13 protein-coding genes are annotated in these 12793 nt (G+C 54.3%); 10 read left to right on the forward strand and 3 right to left on the reverse strand.

Features of this window, described 5'->3' with window-relative positions:
• Position 1 precedes the first annotated feature (1 nt).
• Entirely contained in the window at positions 2–1402 is a 1401-nt protein-coding gene (gene dnaA / locus HV477_RS22325) for a chromosomal replication initiator protein DnaA (RefSeq protein WP_000059093.1), read from the reverse strand.
• A gap of 660 nt (positions 1403–2062) precedes the next feature.
• On the opposite strand from dnaA, the gene rpmH reads away from it, so the two are divergent.
• The 9 genes from rpmH to HV477_RS22370 all read left to right on the forward strand — a co-directional run bounded on the left by rpmH (position 2063) and on the right by HV477_RS22370 (position 9749).
• Positions 2063–2203, forward strand: a complete 141-nt coding sequence (gene rpmH / locus HV477_RS22330; protein WP_000831330.1) for a 50S ribosomal protein L34 — start codon at positions 2063–2065, stop codon at positions 2201–2203.
• Positions 2204–2219: 16 nt separating this feature from the next.
• Entirely contained in the window at positions 2220–2579 is a 360-nt protein-coding gene (gene rnpA, locus HV477_RS22335) for a ribonuclease P protein component (protein WP_000239725.1), read from the forward strand.
• Positions 2543–2800: a membrane protein insertion efficiency factor YidD gene (gene yidD / locus HV477_RS22340; protein WP_001307474.1), complete on the forward strand. Its 258-nt coding sequence runs from the start codon at positions 2543–2545 to the stop codon at positions 2798–2800. Before rnpA ends, yidD begins: the two co-directional genes overlap by 37 nt.
• Before the next feature lie 2 nt (positions 2801–2802).
• Complete coding sequence (yidC, locus tag HV477_RS22345; RefSeq protein ID WP_000378283.1) at positions 2803–4449, forward strand: membrane protein insertase YidC; 1647 nt, start codon at positions 2803–2805, stop codon at positions 4447–4449.
• Positions 4450–4589: 140 nt separating this feature from the next.
• A complete protein-coding gene (gene mnmE, locus HV477_RS22350; protein ID WP_000019079.1) occupies positions 4590–5954 on the forward strand; it encodes a tRNA uridine-5-carboxymethylaminomethyl(34) synthesis GTPase MnmE in 1365 nt (454 codons plus the stop codon).
• Positions 5955–6136: 182 nt separating this feature from the next.
• Entirely contained in the window at positions 6137–7324 is a 1188-nt protein-coding gene (locus HV477_RS22355) for an MFS transporter (RefSeq protein ID WP_000819619.1), read from the forward strand.
• Positions 7293–8252 (forward strand): HTH-type transcriptional regulator YidZ, encoded by a 960-nt coding sequence (gene yidZ, locus HV477_RS22360; RefSeq protein WP_175065398.1) that lies wholly within the window; start codon positions 7293–7295, stop codon positions 8250–8252. Before HV477_RS22355 ends, yidZ begins: the two co-directional genes overlap by 32 nt.
• A gap of 157 nt (positions 8253–8409) precedes the next feature.
• Positions 8410–9165 (forward strand): 4'-phosphopantetheinyl transferase superfamily protein, encoded by a 756-nt coding sequence (locus HV477_RS22365; RefSeq protein WP_020838427.1) that lies wholly within the window; start codon positions 8410–8412, stop codon positions 9163–9165.
• Positions 9165–9749 (forward strand): NADPH-dependent FMN reductase, encoded by a 585-nt coding sequence (locus tag HV477_RS22370; protein ID WP_001575173.1) that lies wholly within the window; start codon positions 9165–9167, stop codon positions 9747–9749. The genes HV477_RS22365 and HV477_RS22370 overlap by 1 nt, the downstream gene beginning before the upstream one ends.
• A gap of 44 nt (positions 9750–9793) precedes the next feature.
• On the opposite strand, the gene adeP is transcribed toward HV477_RS22370, so the two are convergent.
• Positions 9794–11131: an adenine permease AdeP gene (adeP, locus tag HV477_RS22375; RefSeq protein WP_001519317.1), complete on the reverse strand. Its 1338-nt coding sequence runs from the start codon at positions 11129–11131 to the stop codon at positions 9794–9796.
• Between the two features lie 168 nt (positions 11132–11299).
• On the opposite strand from adeP, the gene yieH reads away from it, so the two are divergent.
• Positions 11300–11965, forward strand: a complete 666-nt coding sequence (gene yieH, locus HV477_RS22380) for a 6-phosphogluconate phosphatase (RefSeq protein ID WP_079899295.1) — start codon at positions 11300–11302, stop codon at positions 11963–11965.
• Between the two features lie 94 nt (positions 11966–12059).
• Here the strand turns inward: yieH and phoU are convergent, their stop codons facing one another.
• Positions 12060–12785 carry a phosphate signaling complex protein PhoU gene (gene phoU / locus HV477_RS22385; RefSeq protein ID WP_000377800.1) on the reverse strand — a complete coding sequence of 242 codons (726 nt, stop codon included), beginning with the start codon at positions 12783–12785 and terminating at the stop codon, positions 12060–12062.
• Positions 12786–12793: the final 8 nt, after the last annotated feature.

The following is a 12793-nucleotide window of genomic DNA, read 5'->3' on the forward strand; positions in this document are numbered from 1 at the left end:
ATCACGACGACAATGTTCTGATTAAATTAGAAAAATCTTCTTTGATATCGTGGCTTTCTTCACGCAGTTGCTCAATTTTACGACAGGCATGAAGTACGGTAGTGTGGTCGCGCCCGCCAAACGCATCGCCGATTTCCGGCAGACTGTGGTTGGTGAGCTCTTTTGCCAGCGCCATAGCCATCTGGCGCGGACGTGCTACCGAGCGAGATCGACGCTTAGAAAGCAGATCCGCAATTTTGATTTTGTAATACTCGGCCACCGTCTTCTGAATATTGTCGATGGTGACAAGTTTTTCCTGCAACGCCAGTAAATCGCGCAGCGCTTCGCGCACAAAGTCGATAGTAATCGCCCGGCCGGTAAAGTTGGCATTGGCGATCACCCGGTTCAGCGCGCCTTCCAGTTCACGTACGTTAGAGCGTAGACGCTTGGCGATAAAGAACGCTACTTCGCCTGGCAGACGAATATCATTTTCGTCCGCTTTTTTCATCAGGATCGCCACGCGGGTTTCCAGTTCTGGCGGTTCGATCGCCACTGTTAGCCCCCAACCAAAGCGGGACTTGAGACGATCCTCAACGCCGTTGATCTCTTTCGGATAGCGATCCGACGTCAAAATGATCTGCTGATTGCCTTCCAGCAGAGCGTTAAAGGTATGGAAAAACTCTTCCTGGGATCGCTCTTTATTGGCGAAGAATTGAATATCGTCGATCAGCAATGCGTCAACGGAGCGGTAGTAGCGTTTAAACTCTTCGATGGCGTTATTTTGCAGGGCTTTTACCATGTCCTGCACAAAGCGCTCGGAGTGCATATACACGACTTTCGCGTTGGGTTTACGCGCCATAATGCCGTTACCCACCGCGTGCAGCAGGTGAGTTTTACCCAGACCGGTGCCACCATAGAGGAATAACGGGTTATAAGCGCCGCCAGGATTATCCGCCACCTGACGTGCCGCCGCGCGCGCCAGTTGGTTGGATTTACCTTCGACGAAGTTATCAAATGTATGTTTTACATTGACGTTGGAGCGGTAGGTCGGCTCCGCCGGCGCTGGTACGTTATCCCAGCCCGAACGGGCCGCAGGCGCTACGCGCTGCGGCTGCGCCGTCGTTGTCTGCGCGGGCGCGACAACGTTATGCACAGGCGTTTTTAGCGTTTGCGTAACGGGCTTTGTTCCCACTTCAAAACGCAGTTGTGGGGCATCCGCGCCGCAGAATGTGTTGAGTAATCCATTGATATTGTTGAGGTACTTATCTCTTACCCAATCGAGCACAAAACGGTTTGGCGCATACAAAGCCAGCGTGTTATCGCTCAGTTCCGCCTGCAACGGGCGTATCCACATACTGAATTCTGTGGCTGGTAACTCATCCTGCAATCGGGCAAGACACTGCTGCCAAAGCGAAAGTGACACGGCGGACTCCACTCGAACAAAAGTCGATAAATGACAAAGGCTGATACATTAATGATTGTTGGCGCACGTCGATAAGACCCTGCATGAAGGGTGACGCACGAACCGCTGTCTGCGGTTTTCACGGATCTTTCAAACGATCGCGACTTCACGCAGTCTGAAAGATTTCGTGTTCATGCCTGACCAGGATCGTTTGAAACGATCAGGACCGCGGATCATAGCCTAAACTGAGCAAGAGATCTTCTGTTTCTCACAGATTCTTCCCGATTTATCCACAGGGCTTTCCAGGAAAGGATAAGTGTAATCGATCCAGGGGAACTCCTGTACGCTTTCGCGCGCATATTGAAAAAATTAATAGGTAAAGGTGAGCAGACGCCTAAAAGATCGCATAAAGATCCAGGGCGATCCTTGCGCTTTACCTGGCAGTCCGTATAATTCTCCACCCGTCGCGCAATGCCCGTCATATGGCGTCAACGCTGCTTATTTTCCGCACAAAAAGGCGTGGAAAATCGCGGGAAAATAAGGAAAGAGAATTGACTCCGGAGTGTACAATTATTACAATCCGGCCTCTTTAATCACCCACACTGTGGCGTAAGTCGTTCAAAGTTTGTTCGGGTATACGCAAAAGTCAGTGAATTTATTCAAGTTTAGGTAGAAATCGCCATGAAACGCACTTTTCAACCATCTGTACTGAAGCGCAACCGTTCTCACGGCTTCCGTGCTCGTATGGCTACTAAAAATGGTCGTCAGGTTCTGGCACGTCGTCGTGCTAAAGGCCGCGCTCGTCTGACCGTTTCCAAGTAATAAAGCTAACCCCTGAGTGGTTAAGCTCGCATTTCCCAGGGAGTTACGTTTGTTAACTCCCGCTCATTTCACATTCGTCTTCCAGCAACCTCAACGGGCTGGCACGCCGCAAATCACCATCCTCGGCCGCCTGAATTCGCTGGGGCATCCCCGTATCGGTCTTACCGTCGCCAAGAAAAATGTTCGACGTGCGCATGAACGCAACCGGATTAAACGTCTGACGCGTGAAAGCTTCCGTCTGCGCCAGCATGAACTTCCTGCAATGGATTTCGTGGTGGTGGCGAAAAAAGGGGTTGCCGACCTCGATAACCGTGCTCTCTCGGAAGCGTTGGAAAAATTATGGCGCCGCCACTGTCGCCTGGCTCGCGGGTCCTGATAGCCCTTATTCGGGTCTATCAACGCCTGATCAGTCCGCTGCTTGGGCCGCATTGTCGTTTCACGCCAACGTGCTCAAGCTACGGAATTGAGGCATTGCGCAGGTTTGGAGTGATAAAAGGCAGTTGGTTGACGGTGAAACGCGTATTAAAATGCCACCCTTTACACCCTGGTGGTGACGATCCCGTCCCGCCCGGACCATTTGATACCAGAGAACACTAACGATGGATTCGCAACGCAATCTTTTAGTCATCGCTTTGCTGTTCGTGTCTTTCATGATCTGGCAAGCCTGGGAGCAGGATAAAAATCCGCAACCTCAGACTCAACAGACCACGCAGACAACGACCACCGCAGCGGGTAGCGCCGCCGACCAGGGCGTACCAGCCAGTGGCCAGGGGAAAATGATTACGGTGAAAACCGATGTGCTTGATTTGACTATCAACACCCGTGGTGGTGATGTCGAGCAGGCCTTGCTCCCGGCTTACCCGAAAGAACTGGGTTCCAACGAACCGTTCCAGCTGCTGGAAACCACCCCGCAGTTTATCTATCAGGCGCAAAGCGGCCTGACAGGCCGCGACGGCCCGGATAACCCGGCGAACGGCCCGCGTCCGCTGTACAACGTCGAGAAAGAGGCGTTTGTACTGGCCGACGGTCAGAACGAACTGCAGGTTCCGATGACTTATACTGACGCCGCAGGCAACACGTTTACCAAAACGTTTGTCTTTAAGCGTGGCGATTATGCGGTTAACGTGAACTATAGCGTGCAGAACACCGGCGAAAAACCGCTGGAAGTCTCCACCTTTGGTCAGTTAAAACAATCCGTCAACCTGCCTCCTCATCGCGACACCGGCAGCAGCAACTTTGCGCTGCATACGTTCCGCGGCGCAGCGTACTCCACGCCGGATGAGAAGTATGAGAAATACAAATTCGACACCATTGCCGATAACGAAAACCTCAACGTCAGCTCCAAAGGCGGTTGGGTGGCAATGTTGCAGCAGTATTTCGCTACCGCATGGATTCCGCGTAACGACGGCACCAACAATTTCTACACCGCCAATCTGGGCAACGGCATTGTCGCTATCGGCTATAAAGCGCAGCCGGTACTGGTACAGCCAGGCCAGACTGGCGCGATGACCAGCACCCTGTGGGTCGGCCCGGAAATTCAGGATAAAATGGCGGCTGTTGCACCGCACCTGGATTTGACCGTGGACTACGGCTGGTTGTGGTTCATCTCTCAGCCGCTGTTCAAGTTGCTGAAGTGGATCCACAGCTTTGTGGGCAACTGGGGCTTCTCCATTATCATCATTACCTTTATCGTTCGCGGTATCATGTACCCGCTGACCAAAGCGCAGTACACGTCAATGGCGAAGATGCGTATGCTGCAGCCGAAAATTCAGGCGATGCGCGAACGTCTTGGCGATGATAAACAGCGCCAAAGCCAGGAGATGATGGCCCTGTACAAAGCGGAGAAGGTTAACCCGCTGGGCGGCTGCTTCCCGCTGATCATCCAGATGCCTATCTTCCTGGCGTTGTACTACATGCTGATGGGTTCCATTGAACTGCGTCATGCGCCGTTCGCTCTGTGGATTCATGACCTGTCCGCACAGGACCCGTACTACATTCTGCCGATCCTGATGGGCGTAACGATGTTCTTCATTCAGAAGATGTCGCCGACCACCGTGACCGACCCGATGCAGCAGAAGATCATGACCTTTATGCCGGTCATCTTTACGGTGTTCTTCCTGTGGTTCCCGTCAGGTCTGGTGCTGTACTATATCGTCAGCAACCTGGTCACCATCATTCAGCAGCAGCTGATTTACCGTGGTCTGGAGAAGCGTGGCCTGCATAGCCGCGAGAAGAAAAAATCCTGATTCGGTGTAGGCCGGATAAGGCGGAGCCGCCATCCGGCAAGGCGCGCCGGTCAGCCTGATGGCGCTAACGCTTATCAGGCCTACAATCAAAAGGCGGTCATATGACCGCCTTTTTTATTGCAACAAAGTTGAGACTAACCATGAGCCATAACGACACTATCGTCGCCCAGGCAACCCCACCGGGACGCGGTGGCGTGGGTATCCTGCGTATCTCTGGTCTGAAGGCGCGCGACGTTGCGCAAGAGGTGCTGGGCAAGCTGCCGAAGCCGCGCTATGCCGACTACCTGCCGTTTAAAGACGTTGACGGCAGCGCGCTGGATCAGGGTATTGCGCTGTGGTTCCCCGGCCCGAACTCCTTCACCGGTGAAGATGTGCTGGAGCTACAAGGGCACGGCGGTCCGGTGATCCTGGACCTGCTGTTAAAACGTATCCTGACGCTTCCAGGCGTGCGCATTGCCCGACCGGGCGAGTTCTCCGAGCGAGCGTTCCTCAACGATAAGCTCGATTTAGCCCAAGCAGAAGCCATTGCCGACCTGATCGATGCCAGTTCCGAACAGGCGGCGCGTTCGGCGCTAAACTCGTTACAGGGGGCATTTTCCGCCCGCGTTAACCACCTTGTGGAAGCACTTACTCACCTGCGAATCTACGTCGAAGCGGCTATCGATTTTCCGGATGAGGAGATCGACTTTCTCTCTGACGGCAAAATCGAAGCGCAGCTCAATGGTGTCATCGCCGATCTTGACGCCGTGCGCACCGAAGCGCGCCAGGGCAGCCTGCTGCGCGAAGGGATGAAGGTAGTGATTGCCGGACGCCCGAATGCCGGGAAATCCAGCCTGCTGAATGCGCTGGCAGGCCGTGAAGCGGCCATTGTTACCGATATCGCCGGCACCACGCGCGACGTGTTGCGCGAGCATATTCACATCGACGGGATGCCGCTGCATATCATCGATACCGCCGGACTGCGCGACGCCAGCGACGAAGTTGAGCGTATCGGCATCGAACGCGCCTGGCAGGAGATTGAACAGGCCGATCGCGTGCTGTTTATGGTGGATGGCACCACGACGGACGCCGTTGACCCTGCCGACATCTGGCCGGACTTTATCGCCCGTCTGCCCAAAAATCTACCGATTACCGTGGTACGTAACAAGGCGGATATCACCGGCGAAACGTTGGGTATTAGTGAAGTAAACGGTCACTCACTGGTTCGCCTCTCGGCGCGTACCGGCGAAGGCGTCGACGTGTTGCGTAACCACCTCAAGCAGAGCATGGGGTTTGATACCAATATGGAAGGCGGCTTCCTGGCCCGCCGCCGTCACCTACAGGCGCTGGCGGAAGCCGCTGACCATCTTGAACAGGGCAAAGCGCAGCTATTAGGCGCGTGGGCGGGGGAACTGCTGGCGGAAGAGTTGCGCCTGGCGCAGCAAAGCTTAAGCGAGATTACCGGCGAGTTTACCTCCGACGATCTGCTGGGACGGATTTTCTCCAGCTTCTGTATTGGTAAGTAACGTTGTGTAGCCCGGTGGCGCGATGCTTACCGGGCCTACAAAACCCGTAAGCCGGATAAGGCGTTTACGCCGCCATCCGGCAACAATAATTTCCCATGCGGAAAACACTGTTGTCCAAATGGCAACTCGTCTCGCGCAACGTCGCCCCGTATTCTTAGCGCCACACTTTTCGTGAGGCCGCTATGAAACGTTTTCTACTGTGTAGTTTTGCCCTGGTTTTACTCTATCCTGCCGGTATTGATATGTATCTGGTCGGTTTACCGCGTATAGCCGCCGATCTGAACGCCAGCGAGGCGCAGTTGCATATCGCCTTCTCCGTTTACCTGGCCGGAATGGCGACGGCCATGCTGTTTGCCGGGAAGATAGCCGACCAGTCAGGCCGCAAGCCGGTCGCGATCGTCGGCGCGCTCGTCTTTATGATGGCCTCACTGCTTTGTTCACGGGCGTCGGAAGGCTCGCTATTTCTGAGTGGGCGTTTTCTTCAGGGAGTAGGCGCAGGCGGCTGCTATGTGGTGGCGTTCGCCATTCTGCGCGACACGCTCGACGAGCATCGCCGGGCGAAAGTGCTGTCATTATTGAATGGGATTACCTGTATTGTGCCGGTACTCGCCCCGGTGGTGGGGCATTTGATTATGCTTCGTTTCCCCTGGCAAAGTCTGTTCTATACGATGTCCGCGATGGGCATTATTGTGGGCCTGTTATCACTGTTTATCCTGCGCGAGACGCGCCCGGTAAGGCTGGCTCCACGCGATTTATCACGATCGTCGCCCGCCGCCGAGTCGCTGATTAACCGTTTTTTCGTTAGTCGACTGGCGATCACCACCCTTAGCGTGTCGGTGATCCTGACCTTTGTCAATGCCTCTCCAGTGCTGCTGATGGAGGTGATGGGATTTAGCCGTGGCGACTATGCCATTACCATGGCGCTCACCGCAGGCGTCAGTATGGTCGTCTCTTTTTCCACCCCTTTTGCGCTTGGGTTATTTAAGCCGCGAACCTTAATGCTCGTCTCACAGGGGCTGTTTTTGACGGCTGGCGTGACGTTAAGCCTTGCTCATACCAATACCGTCACACTCTTTGGCCTGACGCTTATCTGCGCCGGATTCTCGGTTGGTTTTGGCGTCGCGATGAGCCAGGCGCTGGGGCCGTTTTCGCTGCGCGCCGGAGTGGCCAGTTCCACGCTCGGTATCGCGCAGGTTTGCGGTTCATCACTGTGGATTTGGCTGGCGGCAATACTCGGTATCAGCGCGATGAATATGCTGATCGGGATTCTGATTGGTTGTAGCATAGTGAGTATTCTGCTGATCTTCTCCGTCACGCCCAACAGGTCCGTAGCCGAGCATGAAGAAATCCCTTACCAATCTCGACCTTAATTTGCTGTTATGCCTACAGTTACTCATGCAGGAGCGCAGCGTCACTAAAGCTGCAAAACGGATGAACGTAACGCCCTCAGCGGTCAGCAAATCGCTGGCGAAACTCCGGGCATGGTTTGACGATCCGCTGTTCGTCAATACGCCGCTGGGCCTGGCGCCGACGCCGCTGATGGTCAGTATGGAGCAAAGTCTGGCGGACTGGATGCAGATGGGGAATCAACTGCTTGATAAACCGCATCATCAAACGCCGCGCGGTTTAAAATTTGAGTTGGCAGCAGAGTCGCCGCTGATGATGATTATGTTTAATTCACTGTCGCAGCAGATTTATCAGCGCTATCCGCAGGCTACCATTAAGGTTCACAACTGGGATTATGACTCGCTGGAGGCGATTACGCGTGGGGAAGTCGATATCGGATTTACCGGACGCGAAAGCCATCCCCGCTCGCGAGAATTGCTCAGTCTGTTACCGCTCGCGATTGATTTTGAGGTACTGTTTAGCGATTTACCGTGGGTCTGGCTGCGGGAAGATCATCCGGCGCTGCGCGAAGCGTGGGATCTGGACACTTTTCTGCGCTACCCGCATATCAGTATTTGCTGGGAGCAAAGCGATACCTGGGCGCTGGATGATGTCCTGCAAGAAATGGGACGCAAACGCCATATTGCGTTGAGCCTGCCGGGGTTCGAGCAGTCGCTCTTTATGGCCGCCCAGCCGGATCACACCCTGATAGCAACCGCGCCGCGCTATTGCCAGCACTACAATCAGCTCCACCAGCTACCGTTAGTGGCGCGCCCCCTGCCTTTTGATGCGCAACAGCGGGAAAAGCTGATGGTGCCGTTTACCCTATTATGGCACAAACGTAATAGTCATAATCCCAAGATTGTGTGGCTACGACAGGCTATCAACACGCTCTGCCGTCGCCTTATCTGACCACCTGCGTTGATAAATTCACCTTCCTTTTACCAGAAATGTCACCGTCTGATTAAAGAACCTTCTGAAATTGAATTTTTAGCGCGTAAAACCTGTCCATAATTTACGTTAATGTTACTCTCGTCATTATCACGGCCCATTAATCACGGAGCGAAAAATGGCGACTCACTTTGCCAGAGGGATACTTACGGAGGGACAGTTGGTTTCAATTCGTCTCTCTTCGTCTTGCCATATTGAAGCCAGAAACCTGCCTGCTCACCGACGAACGCGTTTTCTCGCCTCCAGAGGCCTTCTTGCCGAACTGATGTTTATGCTGTACGGAATTAGCGAGCTGCCGGAAATCATTATTCAGGCGAAAGGTAAACCCGCGTTTCGTGACAAAAATCTGCCAGGCTTTTCTATCTCCTACGCCGGAAATATGGTTGGCGTGGCGTTGACCACCGAAGGAGAGTGCGGGCTGGATATGGAATTACAGCGCACCTCCCGCGGCTTTCACCATCCGCATTCGCTCGAACGCCACCCTTTCTCCCGTAATGAAAACTTATGGGTAGCCAATCAAAACGATCCCAACGAAGCGCGAGCGCAACTCATCACATTGCGCCAGAGCGTGTTAAAACTCACCGGCGATGTCATGAATGACGATCCGCGGGAGCTGCAACTTTTACCCGTTGCCGGACGCCTGAAGTGCGCGCATGTCACGCAGCTTGAAGCCGTGTGCGATGCGGAAGATGTGCTGGTATGGTCCGTAACCGTTACGCCAGCGATAGAAAAATTAAAAGTGTGGGAGTTCGATGGCAAACTGGGCTGGAAAAGCCTGCCCGATATCCAGACGCGCACCAATGAGCCAACCGGCCGTCTGATGCGATTCGCCCAACTCCCCGCCGCCAAATCGTATACGCTTAATCGTTCATAATGAAAAAAGGGGCACGTATGTCTGAAACGCTGAATGTGGTTACATTGCTGGGAAGTTTACGCAAAGGTTCCTTTAACGGGATGGTGGCGCGTACGCTGCCTAAAGTCGCGCCGGCAGGAATGACGGTATCGCCGCTGCCTTCAATCGGGGATATTCCGCTGTATGACGCCGATATCCAGCAGGAAGAGGGATTTCCAGCCAGCGTAGAGGCGCTGGCTGAGCAGATTCGCAACGCCGACGGCGTCGTCATTGTGACGCCGGAATATAACTATTCCGTTCCCGGCGGCCTGAAGAATGCCATCGACTGGCTATCCCGTCTGCCTGAGCAGCCGCTGGCGGGTAAGCCCGTTCTTATCCAGACCAGCTCAATGGGGGCGATTGGCGGCGCGCGCTGCCAGTATCATCTGCGCCAGATTCTGGTGTTCCTTGATGCAATGGTGATGAACAAACCGGAGTTTATGGGCGGCGTGATTCAGAATAAAGTCGACCCGCAGACTGGAGAAGTGGTGGATCAGGGAACGTTAGATCATTTGACCGGTCAGCTGACCGCATTTGGCGAGTATATTCAGCGCGTTAAAGCGTAAGTTATTTAAAAACCCTCCCCCCGATGGGGCGAGGGTTCATTTCATCAGTGTGCATCAATAAACACAATCTTCAGCACAAATAACAGCGCGACAATCACTACGCACGGGCTAAGGTCGCGCAGGCGACCGGTACCAATCTTCATCACGCAGTAAGAGATAAAGCCCAGCGCGATACCTTCGGTGATCGAGAAGCTAAACGGCATCATTACCGCCGTAATAAACGCCGGGACCGATTCGGTTAAATCCTGCCAGTTTACCCGCGCCAGGCTGGAGGTCATCAGCACGCCGACGTAAATCAGCGCGCCCGCCGCCGCGTAAGGCGGCACCATGCCCGCCAGCGGCGACAGGAAGATAACCAGCAGGAACAAAATACCGACCACTACCGCCGTCAAACCGGTGCGACCGCCCACCGAAACGCCGGAAGAGGACTCAATATAAGCGGTCACAGAAGACGTTCCGACAAATGCGCCAGTGACGGAAGATATACTATCAACAAACAGCGCCTGCTTCATGCGCGGGAATTTGCCTTTCTCATCCGCCAGGCCGGCTTTATCGGTCACGCCAATCAGCGTACCGGAGGAGTCAAACAGGTTTACCAGCATGAAGGAGAAAATAACCCCCGCCAGGCCAAGATTGAACGAGCCTGCCAAATCGACATGCCCTACCACGCTGGTGACGCTTGGCGGCGCGGAGACAATGCCGTTGTAGTGTACATCGCCCATCATCCAGCCAAGCAGCGTCGTGACGATGATGGACACCAGCACCGCCGCATGAATGTTGCGCGAAGCGAGAATCGCAATAATAAAGAATCCGAGAACCCCCAGCAGCACGCTGTGCGAGGTCAGGTTGCCGATGCTGACCAGCGTTTCCGGGTTAGCGACGATCACGCCGGCGTTTTTCAGCCCCATCATGCCGATAAACAGGCCGATGCCGCTGGTGATGCCCACGCGCAGGCTGACCGGAATGTTGGCGATCATCCAGTAACGCACGCGGAAGATAGTCAGCAATAAAAGACCAACAGCGCCCCAGAAAATGGCGCCCATGCCTACCTGCCACGGCAGTCCCATTGCCTGCACAACCACGAAGGCAAAGAACGCATTCAGCCCCATCGCGGGCGCCAGCGCCACCGGCAGGTTAGCGAACAGACCCATCAGAATACTGCCAAAGGCCGCAATCAGACAGGTGGTCACAAAGACGGCGCTGGTGTCCATGCCAGCTACGCCCAGAATTTGCGGGTTAACAAAAACGATATAAACCATCGTCAGGAAAGTGGTAAAACCGGCGATCACTTCGGTTCGTGCCGTCGTGCCATGTTCGCGCAGTTTAAACACGCGTTCCAGCATACCCTGACCAGAAGCCTGGGTGGTGTGTTGTTGACTCATTATCAATTTCCGGAGAAAGGAGGGAAAATTCGCCGTTATCCTATACCAAAATGCGACACCTGGCGCAGTTGTGTGGTAATTTTTTTCACTCAATTTGTTAGTACGGCAACGATTGCGTCCCCTCATTCAGCATTACGTAAACGTTAAACTTGTTAAAATGGAAATGACATGTCCCAAATCGAAGCGGTGTTTTTTGACTGTGACGGCACGCTGGTCGACAGTGAAGTAATTTGCTCGCGCGCCTATGTCACTATGTTCCGGCAGTTCGGCATTACGCTTAAGCTCACGGAAGTATTCAGACGCTTTAAAGGCGTAAAGCTCTACGAAATTATCGATACCATCAGTAAAGAGCATGGCGTTGCGCTGGCAAAGGCGGAGCTGGAGCCGGTGTACCGCGCGGAAGTGGCGCGTCTGTTCGATACCGAACTGGAAGCGATCGCGGGCGCAAATACGCTGCTGGACAGCATTAAGACGCCCATGTGCGTGGTATCCAACGGGCCGGTCAGTAAGATGCAGCATTCGCTGGGTAAACTGGGCATGTTGCATCATTTTCCTGATTTGCTGTTTAGCGGTTACGATATTCAACGCTGGAAGCCCGATCCGGCGCTGATGCTCCATGCGGCGAACGCCATGAAGGTCAATGTTGAGAAGTGTATTCTGGTGGATGATTCCAGCGCAGGCGCGCAGTCAGGAATTGCGGCGGGAATGGAAGTGTTTTATTTCTGCGCCGATCCGCATAACAAGCCGATCGATCACCCTAACGTGACGACTTTTACCGATTTGGCGCAGTTGCCGGGATTGTGGAAAGCGCGCGGGTGGGAGATTACGCGTTAACTGAAATGCCGGATGGCGCTGACGCTTATCCGGCCTACAGCATCTGTACCTGTAGGCCCGGTAAGCGCTGCGCCACCGGGCAAAAGAATGAGATTTACTCTTTCGGATCTTTCCCCGCCAGCAGTTTATCCAGCTCATCGCCGCCGACGTGACGGAAATCCTGCCCCTTCACGAAGTAGAAGATGTATTCGCAGATATTCTGGCAGCGGTCGCCGATACGCTCGATAGAACGAGCGCAGAATAACGCGGTCAGCACGCTGGGAATGGTGCGCGAGTCTTCCATCATGTAGGTCATCAGCTGACGCACGATGCCTTCATATTCCTGGTCAACTTTCTTATCTTCACGATAGATACGCACCGCTTCATCGAGATCCATGCGCGCGAACGCATCCAGCACGTCGTGCAGCATCTGCACGGTGTGGCGGCCCAGTGACTCCAGGCTGACCAGCAGCGGCTGGTGCTGCTGGGAGAATTTCTCCAGCGCGGTACGGCAGATTTTATCCGCCACGTCGCCAATGCGCTCCAGTTCGGCGATGGTTTTGATAATCGCCATTACCAGACGCAGATCGCTCGCCGTCGGCTGGCGCTTGGCGATAATACGCACGCAGGCTTCATCGATGGCGACTTCCATCATATTAACCTGATGATCGCCTTCTACCACGCGCTTCGCCAGCTCGCTGTCCTGGTTGTGCATGGCGGTGATAGCGTCAGAAAGCTGCTGCTCCACCATGCCGCCCATGGTCATTACCTGAGTGCGGATGCTTTCCAGTTCGGCGTTGAACTGGCCGGAAATATGTTTATTAAGGTTCAGACTGTCCATTACGCACT

The sequence above is a fragment of the Salmonella sp. SG203 genome, assembly GCF_013350575.1.
GTDB lineage: Bacteria > Pseudomonadota > Gammaproteobacteria > Enterobacterales > Enterobacteriaceae > Salmonella > Salmonella enterica.